Below are 16,760 nucleotides of genomic sequence, written 5' to 3' on the forward strand. Positions count from 1 at the left end.
GCGCAGGTGTTCGTTGATCAGCGCGTCGCGGTGTGACTGCAGGGCGGCGTCGAACTTGGCGGCCTCCAACGCGGGCAAGGTGATGCGGTAGGTGGTGGACTGCTCGCCGACGGTTTTGCTCAGCGACGGTTCGGGGGCGGGGGCGGGGCGTTCGGGCTCGGGGCGCGGTTCGAGTTTGGCTGCAAAGCGCAGTTGGCTGACGGTGGCCACCGAGGCCAGCTGCGCGTAGTGCTCATCAGATCCCGGGCCGGCGTGTTGGGCGATCACCCCGACCTGATCGGCCGACAGTCGGCCCTCCCGTAACTCGGTGGTGCAGCGGGGAAACTCCTCGATGCGCTGGGCGATCGCGGTGATCGTCTTGGCGGTGGTATCAGACAGACCCAGCTTCCAGGCCACCAACGCTTTGACCGAGCGCGCCCCGGTGATACCCCACGACCGCTCACGCTCGATCGCAGCCACGATGTCCACGATGCGCCCATCGATGGCGTTGCGTTGACCGGCCAACTCCTCGAGCGCAGCGAACTGCGCCCCCAGGCGCTCATCGGCCGAGAGCTCCTCAGCCCCACAAGGCGCGGCGCTCAACGTCATAACCGCATCATCACACCCACCACCGACAAATTCCGGCCCCCAAAGTCCACCTCGCCAAGATTGTGCACAAAATGCCGAAAACTGCTGCAGTCGAGTCGATTCCCGACAAAAGATGGTCAGTCGAGGCGCGGACCCTAGCTCGCGGTGCTCAAACCCGCGAGCTTCTGGATGAAGCGAATCTCGTTATCGTCGTGCGCCCGACCGTCGGGGTGGATCAGATCGCTGAACCACGTCTCCGGAAGCGTCGTGTACGGATCGTTCCAGGAGTCCCACGGAAGGTACGTCTGCGTCCGCCCGGCGACGAAGCCCCAATTGTAGGCACCGACGTTGCGCCGCTTGGCAATCGGCAGGATGCCCTCGACCGTGCTGCCGAGGTTGCGGGCGAGGTACTCGGTGCACAGGATCGGCCGGCCCAGCGGGGCGAGCTCGTCAATGCGGTTCTCGAACTCGGACGGCTCGGCGTAGCTGTGGAAGCTGATGATGTCGGAGAGCTCGAGCTGCAGGCTGGCGATTTCACTGCGGCTGCCGGGGTCGCGCCAATGGCCCTGCCACACGCCACTGGTCAACGGTTGGATCGGCTTCACCGCTCGCACCCACTGGAACACGTGTGGCAGGAACGCCGCGACCAGCTTCAGCTTGTCTGCGTGCTCGACCTTGCGGTAGTCCTTCGCGGGGTTGTCCGGCTCGTTCCACACGTCCCACCCCAGAACCCGCGGATCGTTTCGGAACTGGCCGACCACGCCGGTGACATAGCTCTGCAGCACGCGGGTGTAGGCCGGATCCTCCAGGCGGTGAGCGCCAGGGCTTTGCACCCAGCCCGAGTTATGCACTCCCTTGATCGGCGCGCGTTGAGGGCCGGCCTTGGGCAACGGATCCCAGCACGAATCGAACAGCACGAACAGCGGTTTGATGTTGTGGCTCGCCGCGATGGAGACGAACTGGGAAAGCCGCTGGCTGAATCCGGCCCGGTCCGTCGCCCACAGCTGGTCGTGCAGGAACACCCGCATGGTGTTCATCCCGATCCGCCTAGCAACGCTGAGCTCACCGGAGATGCGGCGTGGATCGTAGGTGCCCGCCTGGAACATTTCGAGCTGGTTGACTGCGTTCGAGGTGACGTAGTTGGCGCCCAGCAGCCAGCCCTGCTCCCCGTACCAGGCATTGGCGCGGTCAGCCGACCACCGCCCCGTCTCGGCCGCAGCGGCGGACGGCAGCTTGGTCAGCGCCGCGGCGGCTGCAAAGTACAGCGGGAGTTTGAGGGCGGTTCGCCGGCGCACCTTGTGAACATAGTGTTCACAGCTGACCCGTTTGGTCCTCGTGTCTCATCTTGCAACGCAACAGGTTTCGAATCGTTATCAACCAGGTGACGCAAGTCACGCCTGACGAGACAGGCTCAGACCGTCAGGCCGTCGGCGACCCGCGGCACCCGCTCGGCCTCCGCGCCGTCGAGCACCATCGCCGCAACCCGGTCCCTGTGCTCCTCGGTGCTGCCCAGCAGAACCGCGTTCGTCGCGGCGCGCTTGTAGTAGAGATGCGCCTGGTGTTCCCAGGTGAACCCGATGCCACCGTGCACCTGAATGGTGTCGTTGGCGACGTGGGTCAGGGCGCCCGAGCAGACCGCCTGAGCGATGCTGGTGGCCAGTGCCGGATCGTCGGATCCGTCCGCCAGCGCCCAGATCGCGTGATAGGCAGCCGACCTCGCGTGCTCGACGTCGACGAGCAGGTTCGCGAGCCGGTGCTTGACCGCCTGGAACGACCCGATCGGCCTGCCGAACTGCAACCGCGACTTCGCATAATCCACTGACAGGTCGAGCAGATGCTGAGCGGCGCCCACCTGCTCCACCGCAAGCAGCGCCGCACCGACCTGCAGCGCATGGTCGATCACCCGGGTGGCTTCCTCGGCCCCGGCGATCACGCGGGCAGGCGCATCGGTGAACGTCACGTTCGCCTCGGAGCGGGTGAGGTCGAGCGTGGCCAGCGGTGTGCGCTGCACTCCGTCGGCGGTGCCGTCGACGGCATACAGGGCGACGCCGTCACCGTCACGTGCGGCGACCAACAGAACATCGGCGATGCCGCCGTCAACAACCTGAGTCACCGTGCCCGACAACGTATCTCCGGAAGCCGACACCGAGACGATGTCCGGATCGAACGCGCCGGCGCGGTCCACCACGGCGAACGCCGCTGTGCGCCGACCCTCGACGAGGTCGGCGAGCAGTTCGTCGCGCACCGGCCCTGATGAGGCGGCCACCAGGGCCGGGATCGCCAGGTACACCGTGCCGAACAGCGGCCCACACGCCAACCGTGCCCCGAGCTCCTCGATGGCCACGGCCTGATCGATGAGCGTTCCGCCGACTCCGCCGTCGGCCTCGGGCACCGACAGACCCAGCACGCCGAGCTCGCCGCCGAGTCGGGCCCAGACTTTGGGATCGAACGGCGGGTCGGACTCCATCAACCCGCGGACGGTCTCCTCGGAGAAGTGTTCGGCGCTGAACTTGCGCACCGCATCGCGCAATTGGCCCTGTTCCTCGGTGAATTTGTACTCGGCCTGCGAGGCTGGGCTGTCAACCACGGGGAATCTCCTTCCACGGCATGCCGGCGTCGGCACGCAGGTCACCGGGCAGCCCGAGGATGCGTTCGCCGAGAATATTGCGCATCACCTCAGACGTCCCGCCTTCGATGGTGTTGGCGCGGCTGCGCAGGTACCGCTGCTGGATGGGCCCCTGCCAGTCGCTGTCCCTTTTTGCGACCGGGTGCCCGCTAACCTGCTGATAGCCGTGATACAGAATCCCTTCTGGCCCAAGGAAATCCATACACCACTGGTAGATGTCCTGGTTGAGCTCGGCGCCGACCAACTTGCCGACCGACCCTTCCGGGCCGGGTCCGCCGACCGTCGCGGCCGCGCGTGAGCGTTCGGAGGTGAGCCGTTGCGCCTCCGAGCGCAGCCACAGCTGTGTGAGCCGGTCCCGCAGCACCGGGGTGTGGCGCTCGGGTCGCGACGCCCACAGCCCGGTCGCATCGGCGATGGTGCCTGCGCCGCGCCTGCTGCCGCTGCCGCCGAGTGCGGTGCGTTCGTTCATCAGCGTCGTCATCGCGACGGCCCAGCCGTTGTCGACCTCGCCGAGGCGGTGCTTGTCCGGAATGCGGGCGTCGCTGAAGTAGACCTCGTTGAACTCGGCCTGGCCCGTCATCTGGCGCAGCGGTCGCGTCTCGACGCCGGCCCCGTGCATGTCGATGACGAAGTACGTCAGGCCCTTGTGCTTGGGCACATCGGGATTGGTGCGCGCGAGCAGCAGCCCCCAGCGCGCTCGGTGCGCGAGGCTCGTCCACACCTTCTGGCCGTTGATGACCCAGTCGTCTCCGTCGCGCACGGCCGATGTGGCGAGCCCGGCCAGATCGGAGCCTGCGCCCGGCTCGGAGAACAGTTGGCACCACAGATCGTCGGTGGTCGCCAACGGGCGCAACCAATTTCGTTTGACGTCATCGGTCTGGGCGTGTTCGCGGATCGTGGGCGCGGCCATGCCGTAGCCCATCGGGTTGAGCCCGAGGGGCACCGGGCCGCCCGCGCCCTGCAGGATGCGGTCCGCGACGGCCTGCAGACCGCGGGACACCCCGAGCCCACCGAGGCCTTCGGGAAAGTGCACCCAGGTCAGACCGGCGTCGTAGCAGGCGCCGAGGAATTCGGGAATCGGCACGCTCTTCGGGTCGTGGTCGGCGACGACCCCGCGCGCCAGTTCGGCGACCCGACCGGCATCAGCGTCATTGCTCATGCAGTCACGATAGAAACTCGACGCGCGTCGAGAATCGGCGGGCTCCTCAATTCGGGCTCTGCTTGCGCGCTTGAGGTGTGCGAGCGACCGCCTTTGTACGTCTTGTTACGGCGTGTTGCCGTACAGACGCGGTCGCTCGCGCTGACTTAGCCGCGCTGACTTAGCCGCGGTACTTGGCGACCTTGTCGGCGTAGTCGTCGAGCAGTCGCAGCGACTCGTCGCGCGGTTTGGTGGGTAGCAGCAGGTTCGCCTGCCGGTAGCCGAGGTCCTCGAGCGCGCGCCAGTAGTCCGGATTCGCAGGCGTTCCGAACGTCGTCAACGGGACGTCATGGCCCGCACCCTCGCGCATCTGGTCGATGCGTTTGGCCAGCCTCTCGACCGGCAGTGGATTGGAGATCCAGCCTGCCTTATGACGGATCACCCGCTTGACCGTGGCATCGGAGTCGCCGCCGACCACGATGGGCGGATGCGGTTTCTGCACCGGCTTCGGACGCAGGAACGAGGAGTCGAAGTCGACGAAGCGCCCGTGATACTCGGCGGGTTCCTCGGTCCACAGCGCTTTGATCGCCTCGATGCGTTCGTCCAGCAGCGCACCGCGGGTCTTGGGGTCGGTGCCGTGGTGGCGCAACTCCTCGATGTTCCACCCCGCGCCCACACCGAACACGAACCGGCCGTCCGAGATCACGTCGATACTGGCCGCTTCCTTGGCGGTGGTGATCGGATCGCGCTGGATCAGCAGCGCAATCCCGGTGGCCAGCTGGATCTTCGTGGTCACCGCCGCCGCCGCGGCCAGGGTCACGAACGGATCCAGGGTCCGGTAGTAGACCTTCGGCAGGTCCCCGCCCATCGGATACGGCGACTGCCGGCTGGCCGGGATATGGGTGTGCTCGGCGACCACGAGTGCGTGAAAGCCCCGCTCCTCGATGGCGCGGGCCAACGACACGGTGTCGATCGTGTCGTCATTGACGAAGGTCGAAATCCCGAAGTCCATGCCGCTCTCGCTTCCGTCGATGCGCATGCCAACGCCGGCGAACGACGCGGCTATTCCTCAGGCCAGCGGTTCACCGAACTTGGTCAGCACATGCCATTCCCCGCCGAACATGTCGAGTCCCTGCCCGTTGGCGTCCCTGTCGGTCTGATCGCCCGCATACCGGTAGAGGGGATGGCCGCGGTATGTCACCTGCTCGCGGCCGTCGCGACGCGGCACCGTCCTGGCCGACGCCACGTCGATACCGACACCGCCGGCCGGATCGGCATCCGCCAACAGCGGCAGCCAGGTGTCGGCGCATTCGTCGTAGCAGGTCGGTTCGTTCGGAGCGTCCTGGGAGAAGACGTACAGCGTGCGGCCGGTGCTGTCGACGATGATCTGCCCGAGGTCGCCGCGGTCGTCGATCCCGAGCGAGACGTCCCCGATCGGCAGCTTCCGATCGACCGACGGGGGTGGATTCGGCGCCGGGGTGCGCGGTTCGGTGCGCGGTGCGGCCAACGGCGTCTGGGTGCCGGACTCTGCCGTCGCCGTACTGTGGGTCTCCTTGTTCTCGAGCGCGGCGCAACCGGTCAGTGCCATCAGGCTGACCATCAGGATCGACGCGGACGTCGGCGACGTTCGTGGCGTGGGCATGATCAATCCATTTCCTTCGGTGTCAGCGCTCAAACGTGTCAGCGGCCCGCGCCGCGCGCCAACTCGATCACGTACTGGTTGACGAAATCACCGGCGGGCGGGTCGCCCTTGCCGCATGTCCCGTCGGATTCGCCGGGCCGCTTGACCCACAGATAGGCGTCGGCGTGCGGACCCGCGGTGGCCGTGGTGGGCGCGACACCGAGGGCCCGTCCGCTGGGGTTGCACCAGTAGAGCTCGCCCTCGGCCGGACCGTTCCCGTTGCGGGAGGTGTCGATCACGTAGTGCTTGCCGTTCGTCAGGCCCGAGATCGCTTCGCCGTAACCGATTTCATCTTCGGTGGTGAAGAAGTTCGCGACGTTGAGGCTGAACCCCCGCGCCCCGGCGACACCGGCCTGGTTGAGCCGAGACGCCATCTCCTCCGCGCTGTGCCAGCGCAGGTGGCCCGCGTCGACGTACACCGCGGTCGACGGGTTACGGGTCAAGGTGTCCACGGCGTAGCGGATCAGGTCGAAGCGTTCCTGACGCTGATCCCCGGACAGGCAGTCGGCCATGGCGAGCGCGTCGGGTTCCACGATGACCGCCGCGGGCACCGGGCCGATGTCGGCGGCGATGCCGTCGATCCACTGGCGATACGCCTCACCGGATCCGTGGCCTCCCGCGGCGAAACTTCCGCAGTCGCGGTGGGGAATCCCGTAGATGGCGAACACCGGTAGGGCACCGGCGGCCTGCGCATCGCCCGCATACTTCGCCACCGTCGACGCCGACGAACCCGGCACCAGCCAGTAGGCCTGCGGGGTGTTGGCGACCGCGGACAGTTCGGGGCTGGGCGGGTCCGCAGCTTGCGCGGCGCGCATCGCCTTGGACGTCGGGTTGACGTAGAAGGGCTTGCCCGCCAACGGGTTGCCCTCGCTGGCCAACCGCACCGTCGGCGCCGGACCCGGCGATACCGGGCCGGCGAGGAGCCCCGCTGAGGCGACGACCACCAGGGTGAGGACGGGTGCGGTCATTCGCGAGACGGCGCGAACAGCTGAGGACATCACCCCAGGGAAATTAATGGCTCACGGTCGGCCCCGCCAATCCGGCCCTGGTAACCGACCGTGCAGCCTGCGGCCATGCTCGGCGAGGGCTCGAGGTTTGCGCGCGTTAGTGTGCTGGGGTCGGCCTTACCGACAAACCGGCAGAAATGATGAGCAGATCTATGACCGCAGCACCTGAGACGTCGGCTATCGAAGCGCGGGTCGGCCATTGGTACCGGATGGCCGACCCCTATCTCGTCGGCCGCGAGAAGGTGCGCGAATACGCCCGCGCGGTGCAGGACTACCACCCCGCGCACTGGGACGTGGCGGCCGCCGCTGAGCTGGGATATCCGGGTCTGGTGGCGCCGCTGACGTTCACGTCGGCTCCGGCCATGTCGTGTAACCGCCTCATGTTCGAGCAGGTGGTCGTCGGTTACGACACCTACCTGCAGACCGAAGAGGTCTTCGAGCAGCACCGTCCGATGGTGGCCGGCGACGAGCTGGTCATCGACGTCGAGTTGACGTCGGTGCGCAGGATCGCAGGCCGGGATCTGATCACCGTCACCAACACCTTCACCGACACCGCAGGCGAGCGGGTGCACACCCTGCACACCACCGTGGTGGGGCTGACCAGCGACGACGTGGATCCGGACATCATGACCGCCGTCCACGCCAAGATGATGCACGACGTGGACATCTTCGCGGTCAGCGGAGCCGACGGCGCATACGAGAAGACTGTCCGGCCCGAGGGCGAGGCCCGGATCGCCGACGGTTCGGACCGCCCACCGGGGACACCGTCGTTCGACGAGGTGAAGGTCGGCGACGAGCTCCCGGTGCGCCACACCCGGTTGTCCCGCGGGGATCTGGTCAACTACGCCGGCGTCGCCGGGGACGCCAACCCGATCCACTGGGACGAGGACATCGCCAAGCTGGCCGGGCTTCCCGACGTCATCGCCCACGGCATGCTCACCATGGGCCTCGGTGCCGGATTCGTCTCGGCCTGGTCCGGTGACCCGGGCGCGGTGACCCGCTACGCGGTGCGGCTGTCCGCACCCGCGATCGTCTCCGCCGAGGAAGGTGCCGACATCGAGTTCAGCGGCAGGATCAAGTCGCTGGATCCCGCGACCCGATCGGGTGTGATCGTGGTGGCGGCGCGATCCGCGGGAAAGAAGATCTTCGGCCTGGCGACGATGAACATCCGCTTCCGCTGAGGCTCGGCGCGGCTCAGCTGTCGGCCCGCGCGTCGCGCCCCTGCGGCCTACGCAATCCGAGGGTGCGGCGACCGGCAGCGATCAGCTTCTCGCGCAGTGCCTCCTCGGGGATGTCGCCGTAGTCGAGGCCGGCCGCGGAGGCGATCCCGGACATCAGGACCGCGGCCCTCACCTGGCCCCCGAGACCGGGTTCGACGCCGGCGAGCAACGCCATCTGCCGCTCGACCACCTCGCGCCATTCGGCGCGTGCGCGCAACAACCCGGTGACTCCGGGGTCGCCGGTGAGCAGGGGCAGGAGTTCGCGGTTCGAGGCTGCGATCGCGGCGTAACCGACGAGCATGTGGTCGGCGCGAGCGTGCGGACCGCGGTGCGCCTCGGCTGCTTCGACGAGTGCGGCCACCTCGTGCACAACCGGTTCCATCACGGCGCTCAACAGTTCGTCACGGGTTCGGAAGTGGTGGTAGATCGCGGACTTGGTGAGCCCGAGCTCGTCAGAGATCATCTGTAGCGACGTGCCTGCGACGCTGTGCCGCTTGAACAGCTCGATCGCTACGTCGATGAGCCGTTGCCGGGTCGGGCCGCCGGTTTCCGTCGGATGGTCACTCACACGGGTCTCTCTGTCGGACTGCTTACAGCCGCCCACTCTAGCTGACCAACCGTACAGGAGCGTGCTGTACGGTTGGTCAGGGGTTAGCTTTACGCTTGGTCAGGAAACCTGAGGCTTACGGAAGCTGTCGCGAGCGCCGCGCAAAAGAGGAGAACCATGTCAACTGACTTCGATCGCAGAGATCGCACGGCGTTCGGCCTGTCCGGCAAGGTCGTCGTGGTCGTGGGTGCGGGGCAGAGCGCCGGCCCCGGCACGGGGAACGGACGCGCCATCTCGATTCTGGCCGCGCGCCACGGCGCAGAGATCGTGGCTGTCGACCTCAACCCCGCGGCGGTGCAGGAGACGGTCGAGATGATCACCGCAGAAGGCGGTCGCGCCTACGCCGTCGAAGCCGACGTCGCCGACAAAGGTGACTGCCAGAACATCTTCGACACGGCGATGGCGACCAGCGGCCGCGTAGACGGGATGGTCTACAGCGCGGCCACCAATCCCCCGTTCGATTTCGACTCGAACTCGATGACCGTCGAGAACTTCAACTACGGCATCAACGTCAACATGCTCGGCTGCTACCACTGCAATCTCTTTGCCGCCCAATGCATGGAGAAGAATCCTGGCGACACCACCGGGAGCATCGTCAACATCTCGTCGATCGCCAGCGTCAAGAACGAGCTCGGGCTGAACATCGGCATCATGCCCTACGCACTGGGCAAAAGCGGTCTGAACCACATCACCGAACTGGCCGCCGTCCAGTTCGCCGAAGCCGGAATCCGGGTCAACACATTGATGTTGGGTCCCATCGACTCCGTACTGGCCAACCGGGAGTCGCAATCGTTGTTCGGATTGAACGCCGACGAGGCGACCGAAAGGCACAGCGAGGTCGTCAAGCTGAAAATGGGCCGCGGCAGCGTATGGGAATCCGCCTACGCCGCGCTCTATCTGCTCGCCGACGAATCACGGTTCATGACCGGACAACAGATCCGCCTCGACGGTGGAGCCACCCTGGTGCGGTGACGCGGGGCCGCGCGTTTCAGCAGAGCCGGAGTAGCGCGCGGCTGACGATGTCCATCGCCGCGCCGGTCGAGATGCCGAGGTCCGCGCTGATCATGTTGACCGTATCCGGTGCCAGGACACCGACGCTGCTGGCCGCGCAGGCCCGGTAGCCCTGTGTGAGCAGCTCTTCGGATGTCAGGAAGGAATACCGGGATTGGAGCTCGCGCAGGAACTCGTCCTCGGTCGCTCCGGCGGGTGCGGCCAGGACGACTGCGAGGGTGGCGACTCCGACCCCGAGACGCATTACGGGAAACATGTCGAACCTCCATCGGATCGGGTGTTTCCACCATCGACGGATCCCATTCGTCAGGCAGGTCGATGGTATGCCCGCGACGATGCGCCCGGGGCGCTTTCAGCAAACCTCCTTCAGGGTCGCGGCCGGCTACGCGAAACCGTCAGGGCAGGACCACCCGATCCCACACCCGGTGTTGGCCGAGCGCGTTGAGCAGTGACTGAACCAGCGTCGCCGTGTCGGGGCCGGAGAACAGCCCGGGCCCGTCGGTCGGAACCGCTACGGTGCCAGCAAGCTCAGTTCCTTCCGGCAGCATCGCGATCGCCTTATGGTGCCGGTACATTTCGTCGACGATCGTCTTCGCCTTGGCGTTCGCCGGCGATCCCGCGATGAGGATCGCGTCGAACTCCACCGAGCGGGCGGTCGCATAGGTGCGCGACACCGGGATGGGGCCGCCGTCGTGCTCGAGGGTGCCGCCGTGCGTGGCGACCACGAACGGCACGTTCTTGGCGTTCGCGATCGCCATGACAGCGGCCGCGACGCCGGCGAGGTCGGACTCCGGACCCGTGAGGATGCCGATCTGGCGGCCCTCGACGGGCCATTCCTGCCCGACTTGCGACAACGCGGGACTGAGTACCTCAGGGTCCGCGGGGACGACCGTGGGAGCAGGCGCCGCGAGGCCCAGCCCCTCGGCCACCTTCGCACACAGGTCCGTGTCGACGTTCGCCAGCGCCACCAGTTGGCGCTCCTTGATCGCCTGCTCGTAGCACTTGCCGAGTTCGAACGTGTACGCCTCGGCGACGTGCTCCTGTTCGGCCGCACTCAGGCTGCGGTAGAACAAGGTCACCTGGCTGAAGTGGTCGTCGTAGGTGGCCGGTGCGTCGCGCCGTTTCGTCGATTCGGGAACGACGGTGGGCACCTCGATGAACGCGCCGGTGTCCGCTCCAGCGAGGAAAGGGCAGCCGCCGTCGAGGGAGTTCGGCTTGTACGGAGCCACGCCGGGGTGCACACCGGACTGGTGGAACCCGTCGCGGAACATGTCGTTGACCGGAGCGTGCGGCCGGTTGATCGGGATGTGGCTGAAGTTCGGGCCCGCCAGCCGGGTGATCTGCGTGTCGAGGTATGAGAACAGCCGCGCCTGAAGCAGCGGGTCGTCGGTGATGTCGATACCGGGCACCAGATGGCCGGGATGGAAGGCGACCTGCTCGGTCTCGGCGAAGAAGTTCGTCACGTTGCGGTTGAGCTGCATCGTTCCGATGACCTTTACCGGCGCCAGTTCCTCGGGCACGATCTTCGTCGGGTCGAGGAGGTCAATGCCCTCGAACATCTGCTCCGGGGTGTCCGGGAACACCTGCACCCCGAGGTCCCACTCCGGGTAGACGCCCTTCTCGATCGCGTCGGCGAGGTCGCGTCGATGGAAGTCGGGATCGACCCCGGCGGTGATCTGCGCTTCTTCCCAAACCTGGGAGTGCACCCCGAGGCGCGGCTTCCAGTGGAACTTCACCAGCGACGTCGATCCGTCCGGCCCGATCAGCCGGAACGTGTGCACGCCGAACCCCTCCATCATCCGGTACGACCGCGGAATCCCGCGATCGGACATGTTCCACATGGTGTGCGCCTGGGCTTCGGTGTGCAGCGACACGAAATCCCAGAAGGTGTCGTGTGCGCTTTGGGCCTGCGGGATCTCGCGGTCCGGATGCGGCTTGGCGGCGTGCACGACGTCGGGGAACTTGATGCCGTCCTGGATGAAGAACACCGGGATGTTGTTGGCGACGAGGTCGAAGGTGCCTTGCTGCGTATAGAACTTGGTGGCGAACCCGCGGGTGTCACGCACCGTATCGGCCGAGCCGCGGTTGCCGAGCACCGTCGAGAAACGGACGAAGACCTCGGTTTCCTCGCCGGACTTCAAAAACTGTGCCTTGCAGATCTTCTCGGCGGCGCCATTGCCGCGGAAGACACCGTGCGCGCCGGCGCCGCGGGCGTGCACCACCCGCTCCGGGATGCGTTCGTGGTCGAAGTGCGTGATCTTCTCGCGAAGGTGATGGTCCTGCAACAGGGTCGGCCCGCGCTCACCGGCCTTCAGGGAGTGGTCGGTGTCGTACAGCCTCGCGCCTTGTGCGGTGGTGAGGTACGCGCCCTGCTGTCCGCGGGCGGTCAGTGGTCCGTCGGTGACAGTGCCCGTCGCGGTCCGCAGTTTGGGCGCCGTCTGATCGGGCTTCGGCGGCAGCGGGTCGCGCGGGGCCGTCGGCTCGTCAACCGACGGGGCCTCCGGACCGGGCGCGCCGGGAATGTAGGACGGATTGTGCTGTTCGGCCTGGCCTTCGCGCTTGAGTTCTTCATTGCCGAGCAGCGTTCCGGCCGCTTCCTTGGCCTTGCCCTTGGCCTCCTCGACCATGCCCTTAACGGCTTCCTTGGGTGCGCGGTCATCCGCCATCGATCTCTCCCTATCGCGACTGTTTCGGTGCCGATAGCCGTCATCGACGACGGCTGGCTTCCTCGCGGCGGCGGGTTTCCCGTGCAGGGCCACTTGAAACGTTTTCGCGGGCATCAATGCCGATGCCGGGTGGCGAGCGTTCGTGCTACCAAGCCCGAGTGATTGCGGCCGGTCTCGCAGTTTCCGCCGTCATTCGACATGCCTCGTTTAGCCTCCGTGAGGACGCACAACTCGACCGCGGCGCGGGACCCGGAGGGACACCTGTGAGCACCTACCTGCCGGATCGCGCCGTCGAAGACAGGACGCTGACAAAGGTCACCTGGCGCCTCATCCCGTTCCTCTTCCTGCTCTACGTCGTCAACTATCTCGACCGGGTCAACATCGCGTTCGCCGGACCCAACGGCATGAACGACGACCTCGCGATGAACGCCAAGACATTCGGCTTCGCCTCGGGGATCTTCTTCCTCGGCTACCTGCTGCTCGAAGTGCCCAGCAACATCGCCCTGAACAAGTTCGGGGGCCGGCGTTGGCTGGCGCGGATCATGGTGAGTTGGGGAATCATCAGCGCGGCAATCGCTTTCGTACCGAATGCGCAGACGTTGATCGTCCTACGCTTCCTTCTCGGCGTGGCCGAGGCCGGCTTTTTCCCCGGCATCATCTTGTACCTCACGTTCTGGTTCCCCGAGAAGCAGCGGTCGAGGGCGGTTTCGCTGTTCATGGTCGCCGTACCCGTCTCGACCGCGGTCGGATCGACGATCTCGTCGTTGATCATCGACTGGGGGCACGGCTTCTTCGGGTTGGCCGGCTGGCGTTTCATGTTCCTGGTCGAGGGGCTTCCGGCCGTGATACTGGGCGTGATCTGCTGGTTCTATCTCACTGATCGGCCCGGTACCGCGGGCTGGTTGCATCACGACGAAAAGGACTGGCTGCAAACGACATTGAACCAGGAGCGGGCCGCTGCCGAGCGCAGTGGTCACTGGCCGCTGAAGAAGGCGCTGACCCATCCGCGCATTCTGGCCCTGGCGTTCATCTACTTCGGGATCACCTACGGGCTGTACGCGGTGGGTTTCTTCCTGCCCACCATCGTCGCCGGCTTCCAGGAGGAGTACGGCGTACATCTGGGCATCATCCAGCGCGGACTGGTCACGTCGATTCCGTATGCCGTGGCCGCGCTCGTCATGGTGCCCTGGGCCTGGCACTCGGACCGGACCGGCGAGCGAGTCTGGCACGTCGCGATCCCGGCGATCGTGGGCGGTGTCACCATCCCGGCAGCCCTTTACATGACCGACGTCTACCTTGCGATGCTGGCCGTCACGTTGTGCACGTGTGCCGTCATGTGCGCGTTACCCGTGTTCTGGTCCCTGCCATCGTCTTTCCTCACCGGAGCGGCCGCCGCCGGCGGTATCGCACTGATCAACTCGCTGGGAAACCTAAGCGGGTTCGGTGGCCCCTACATCACCGGCTGGCTCACCGACCTGACCGGTAACAGCAAGGTCGCGCTGTGGGTGGTCGGCACGCTGTCGTTGGCCGCCGCCGCTCTGGTCGTCGCCCTGGGTGCCAGGCCCCGACCCGCTGGTGCGGAATGACGCCCGAGATCAGCAGTCAGTTGCAGGAAGGCCGGCGAGCACCCCGTCGATGATCTCCGCCGCGGTCCTCGCGGCCCGGTCGGCGTCACCGGCGGCGATGTGGTCAAGCAGCACACCATGATCGACGACCTCCACAGCGGCGTCCTGGCCGCTGGCGACGCTGGCGGCGATGGCTTCCATCAATCCCCGATACAGCTCCGTCAGCGTCGCGTTGTGCGAACTGCGGACCACCGCGAGGTGAAATTCGGCGTCGGCGCGGGCGAATTCGTCGGTGTCCCCGTCGGCCAGACAGGCGTCTCGACGCGCCAACAATGCGCGCAGCTCGCCCAGATCGTCCTCGGTTCGGCGGCGCGCCGCTGCCCTGGCACCCTCGACCTCCAGCGCGCGCCGGACCGCAAGCACGTCGCGCCACTCGGCGCCGCAGAGCCGGCGCAGCGCACCCGACACCTCACTGGTGGCCCGGACATAGGTGCCGTCACCCTGCCGCACCTCGAGGATGCCGGCGTGGGCCAGCGCCCGAACGGCCTCGCGCACGGTGTTGCGGCCAACACCCAGCGACGTGACCAGGGCCGTCTCATTGGGTATGCGCTCCCCGACCGGCCATTCGCCGCGCGCGACCGAGTCCCGCAACTGCTCGATGACCTGGTCGACGAGGCCCGACCGGCGTGCGGTGACCAACGGCACAGGGACATCCTTTCAACCAATCATGGGATGTATGGCAGATTAGCAGGATGCGTGTCGGGCGGCGGGATGATGAAGCAGACCTGTCGCCGACGCAGCTCAACGTGGGCGTCGAGGACTCCGCCGAGGCTGACCGCGCCCCCATTTCGGTGGTCGCTGGCGGTGCGTTGCTCGCGCTTGCCGTGATTTTGACCGCGCTCAACCTGCGCCCGGCCGTGACCAGTGTGGCGCCCCTGCTCGGGGAGATGCGTGCAGAACTCGGCGTCTCAGCGACGTGGGCCGGTCTCCTCACCACGGTCCCCGCATTGTGTTTCGCGGTCGCGGGGCTCACCGCGCCCCGGCTCGCCGCGCGCATCGGGCTCGGTCGCACCATCTCCGCCGCGTTGGTTGCGCTCACCGTCGGTCTGCTCGCCCGCACCGTCGGCGGTCCCCACACCGTGATCGCCGCGACTTTGATCGCCTGCGCGGGGATCGCGTTGGCCAACGTGTTGATCCCCGTGGTGATCAAGGGGTCGTTCCCCGCGCGGGTCGGGCTGATGACCGGGATCTACACCGCTGCACTGCAAGGCGGTGGTGCGTTGGGGTCGGCGGTGACTCCCGGGCTCGAGGATCCGCTGGGAGGGTGGCGCGCCGCGCTGGCGGCGTGGGCGGCGGTCTCCTTCGTCGCGCTCGTGGCGTGGCTGCCCACGTCGCGACGACACGCAGGCACGTGGGCGGCGAACACCGCCCCCGCCGGGGGCGGACGCTCACTGCTGCGAAACCGGTTGGCGTGGACGGTGACGCTGTTCTTCGGCTGCCAGTCGCTGATGGCGTACATCGTGATGGGTTGGCTGCCAGAGGTTTTCATCGACAACGGCGTCGACAAGACCCAGGCCGGTCTGCTCGTCGGGGTCACATCGCTGGTCGGTGTGCCCATCGCGTTGGTGATCGCGCCGCTGGCCGCGCGCAGCCGGGGACAGAGCGCATGGATCGTCGGTCTGGGCGCCGTGGGCCTGGTCGGCACGGTCGGGCTGATGCTCGCCCCCGGCGCGCAGCCGTTGCTGTGGAGCGTGCTGATCGGAGTCGGTATGGGTGTGTTCGCCCTGGCGCTCGCCGTCATCGCGCTGCGGGCCCGAAACGCCGAGGACACCGCGCAATTGTCCGGTATGGCACAGGGATTCGGCTATCTGATCGCGGGCGTGGGCCCGTTCCTGTTCGGGTTGCTGCACGACCTCACGCACGGGTGGACGGTGCCGTGGATGATGTTCCTCGGTGTCTACGTGGTGCAGATTGCGCTCGGTACGCTGGCCGGTCGCCCGCGCTACGTCTGATCCCCGCGCTTGAAGGCTGCGTCGAAGAACGCCAACTCCAGCCGCATCGCGCGCCGGTAGGCAACCCGGGCGGCGGACACATCGACGGACTGCTGATCGAGCAGCCGCTCCAACAGTGAGGCCACCTCGTCGAAACCCGGATCGGCGTACGTCTGCACCCACTGGGCATACGGGCCCGCGGTGTCGGCGTCGAGCGTGACCCCGACGTGCGCGTACAGCCGCATGCACGGCGTCATCGCCGCGCACACCACGCCGACCTCGGCGGTGGCGGCGGTGGCCAGCAGGAACTCGGTGTAGGCCAGCGTCGCCGCAGCGGGTTCGACGCCCGCCATGTCGATCCCCCATGACGCGGCATAGGACGCGTGCAACCCGAGCTCTTCGCGCACGCCTGCGAGCAGATCGGCGAAGGTCAACAGGGTGGCGGTATCCGCACTCCTGGAAAGCGCCAGACCGTATGCACGAGCGAACGATTCGAGGAAGAACGCGTCCTGCGCGATGTAGCCGGCGAACAGATCGCGGTCCAGCGAGCCGTCTCCGATACCCCGAACGAACGGGTTGGCGAGCACCTCGGCCACCACATCGGCGTTCTCCGTCCACAACTGCGTTGCCAGTGACATGCCCACGGACTCTAGTCGCGGCCCGCTCGGCATTGGTCGGCAC

At 67.0% G+C, this 16,760-nt stretch carries 16 protein-coding genes; 4 read left to right on the plus strand and 12 right to left on the minus strand.

The features are described from left to right. The 7 genes from A5759_RS05585 to A5759_RS05615 all read right to left on the minus strand — a co-directional run. Positions 1 to 588 (minus strand): DUF222 domain-containing protein (locus A5759_RS05585; protein WP_156616821.1); only part of this gene is annotated, 588 nt, incomplete at its 3' end. Positions 589 to 722: 134 nt separating this feature from the next. After that, a complete protein-coding gene (locus tag A5759_RS05590; protein WP_066840950.1) occupies positions 723 to 1,862 on the minus strand; it encodes a 1,4-beta-xylanase in 1,140 nt (379 codons plus the stop codon). Positions 1,863 to 1,978: 116 nt separating this feature from the next. Then, positions 1,979 to 3,154 carry an acyl-CoA dehydrogenase family protein gene (locus tag A5759_RS05595; RefSeq protein ID WP_068194913.1) on the minus strand — a complete coding sequence of 392 codons (1,176 nt, stop codon included), beginning with the start codon at positions 3,152 to 3,154 and terminating at the stop codon, positions 1,979 to 1,981. Further along, positions 3,147 to 4,352 carry an acyl-CoA dehydrogenase family protein gene (locus A5759_RS05600; protein ID WP_068194918.1) on the minus strand — a complete coding sequence of 402 codons (1,206 nt, stop codon included), beginning with the start codon at positions 4,350 to 4,352 and terminating at the stop codon, positions 3,147 to 3,149. The genes A5759_RS05595 and A5759_RS05600 overlap by 8 nt, the downstream gene beginning before the upstream one ends. Before the next feature lie 160 nt (positions 4,353 to 4,512). Continuing rightward, complete coding sequence (locus tag A5759_RS05605) at positions 4,513 to 5,343, minus strand: LLM class F420-dependent oxidoreductase (protein WP_068195199.1); 831 nt, start codon at positions 5,341 to 5,343, stop codon at positions 4,513 to 4,515. A gap of 57 nt (positions 5,344 to 5,400) precedes the next feature. Next, on the minus strand, positions 5,401 to 5,973 hold the full coding sequence (locus A5759_RS05610; RefSeq protein ID WP_068194919.1) for a hypothetical protein: 573 nt from the start codon (positions 5,971 to 5,973) through the stop codon (positions 5,401 to 5,403). Positions 5,974 to 6,011: 38 nt separating this feature from the next. After that, on the minus strand, positions 6,012 to 7,010 hold the full coding sequence (locus tag A5759_RS05615) for a glycoside hydrolase family 6 protein (protein WP_068194921.1): 999 nt from the start codon (positions 7,008 to 7,010) through the stop codon (positions 6,012 to 6,014). A 161-nt stretch (positions 7,011 to 7,171) separates the two neighbouring features. Here A5759_RS05615 and A5759_RS05620 point away from each other — a divergent pair, with 161 nt between their 5' ends. Next, positions 7,172 to 8,200 carry a fused (3R)-hydroxyacyl-ACP dehydratase subunits HadA/HadB gene (locus tag A5759_RS05620; RefSeq protein WP_068194924.1) on the plus strand — a complete coding sequence of 343 codons (1,029 nt, stop codon included), beginning with the start codon at positions 7,172 to 7,174 and terminating at the stop codon, positions 8,198 to 8,200. Between the two features lie 13 nt (positions 8,201 to 8,213). Here the strand turns inward: A5759_RS05620 and A5759_RS05625 are convergent, their stop codons facing one another. Continuing rightward, complete coding sequence (locus A5759_RS05625) at positions 8,214 to 8,807, minus strand: TetR/AcrR family transcriptional regulator (RefSeq protein ID WP_068194927.1); 594 nt, start codon at positions 8,805 to 8,807, stop codon at positions 8,214 to 8,216. A gap of 156 nt (positions 8,808 to 8,963) precedes the next feature. Between A5759_RS05625 and A5759_RS05630 the strand changes: the two genes are divergently transcribed. Next, the gene (locus tag A5759_RS05630; protein ID WP_068194929.1) at positions 8,964 to 9,818 is read left to right on the plus strand and encodes an SDR family NAD(P)-dependent oxidoreductase; all 855 of its coding nucleotides are present in this window, start codon (positions 8,964 to 8,966) and stop codon (positions 9,816 to 9,818) included. Positions 9,819 to 9,834: 16 nt separating this feature from the next. Here A5759_RS05630 and A5759_RS05635 read toward each other — a convergent pair whose 3' ends face one another. Both A5759_RS05635 and A5759_RS05640 read right to left on the minus strand, forming a co-directional pair. Next, a complete protein-coding gene (locus A5759_RS05635) occupies positions 9,835 to 10,101 on the minus strand; it encodes a DUF732 domain-containing protein (protein WP_068194932.1) in 267 nt (88 codons plus the stop codon). A gap of 151 nt (positions 10,102 to 10,252) precedes the next feature. Beyond that, on the minus strand, positions 10,253 to 12,523 hold the full coding sequence (locus A5759_RS05640) for a catalase (protein ID WP_068194934.1): 2,271 nt from the start codon (positions 12,521 to 12,523) through the stop codon (positions 10,253 to 10,255). 263 nt (positions 12,524 to 12,786) lie between these two features. Here A5759_RS05640 and A5759_RS05645 point away from each other — a divergent pair, with 263 nt between their 5' ends. Then, positions 12,787 to 14,109: an MFS transporter gene (locus tag A5759_RS05645; protein ID WP_068194936.1), complete on the plus strand. Its 1,323-nt coding sequence runs from the start codon at positions 12,787 to 12,789 to the stop codon at positions 14,107 to 14,109. A gap of 9 nt (positions 14,110 to 14,118) precedes the next feature. Here the strand turns inward: A5759_RS05645 and A5759_RS05650 are convergent, their stop codons facing one another. After that, complete coding sequence (locus A5759_RS05650) at positions 14,119 to 14,793, minus strand: FadR/GntR family transcriptional regulator (RefSeq protein ID WP_068194940.1); 675 nt, start codon at positions 14,791 to 14,793, stop codon at positions 14,119 to 14,121. Positions 14,794 to 14,840: 47 nt separating this feature from the next. On the opposite strand from A5759_RS05650, the gene A5759_RS05655 reads away from it, so the two are divergent. Beyond that, positions 14,841 to 16,100: an MFS transporter gene (locus A5759_RS05655; protein ID WP_068194943.1), complete on the plus strand. Its 1,260-nt coding sequence runs from the start codon at positions 14,841 to 14,843 to the stop codon at positions 16,098 to 16,100. Here A5759_RS05655 and A5759_RS05660 read toward each other — a convergent pair. After that, entirely contained in the window at positions 16,091 to 16,717 is a 627-nt protein-coding gene (locus A5759_RS05660; protein WP_068195202.1) for a TenA family protein, read from the minus strand. The genes A5759_RS05655 and A5759_RS05660 overlap by 10 nt on opposite strands. Positions 16,718 to 16,760 lie beyond the last annotated feature (43 nt).

The sequence above is a fragment of the Mycobacterium sp. 852014-52144_SCH5372336 genome (assembly GCF_001665615.1).
Lineage (GTDB): Bacteria > Actinomycetota > Actinomycetes > Mycobacteriales > Mycobacteriaceae > Mycobacterium > Mycobacterium neumannii_A.

What these genes read in the sequence shown, in the direction of transcription:
- A5759_RS05600 (WP_068194918.1), bottom strand. Translation starts at nt 4,352, where the DNA reads ATGAGCAATGACGCTGATGCCGGTCGGGTCGCCGAACTGGCGCGCGGG.
- A5759_RS05605 (WP_068195199.1), bottom strand. Translation starts at nt 5,343, where the DNA reads ATGGACTTCGGGATTTCGACCTTCGTCAATGACGACACGATCGACACC.
- A5759_RS05610 (WP_068194919.1), bottom strand. Translation starts at nt 5,973, where the DNA reads ATGCCCACGCCACGAACGTCGCCGACGTCCGCGTCGATCCTGATGGTC.
- A5759_RS05615 (WP_068194921.1), bottom strand. Translation starts at nt 7,010, where the DNA reads ATGTCCTCAGCTGTTCGCGCCGTCTCGCGAATGACCGCACCCGTCCTC.
- A5759_RS05620 (WP_068194924.1), top strand. Translation starts at nt 7,172, where the DNA reads ATGACCGCAGCACCTGAGACGTCGGCTATCGAAGCGCGGGTCGGCCAT.
- A5759_RS05630 (WP_068194929.1), top strand. Translation starts at nt 8,964, where the DNA reads ATGTCAACTGACTTCGATCGCAGAGATCGCACGGCGTTCGGCCTGTCC.
- A5759_RS05635 (WP_068194932.1), bottom strand. Translation starts at nt 10,101, where the DNA reads ATGCGTCTCGGGGTCGGAGTCGCCACCCTCGCAGTCGTCCTGGCCGCA.
- A5759_RS05640 (WP_068194934.1), bottom strand. Translation starts at nt 12,523, where the DNA reads ATGGCGGATGACCGCGCACCCAAGGAAGCCGTTAAGGGCATGGTCGAG.
- A5759_RS05655 (WP_068194943.1), top strand. Translation starts at nt 14,841, where the DNA reads ATGCGTGTCGGGCGGCGGGATGATGAAGCAGACCTGTCGCCGACGCAG.
- A5759_RS05660 (WP_068195202.1), bottom strand. Translation starts at nt 16,717, where the DNA reads ATGTCACTGGCAACGCAGTTGTGGACGGAGAACGCCGATGTGGTGGCC.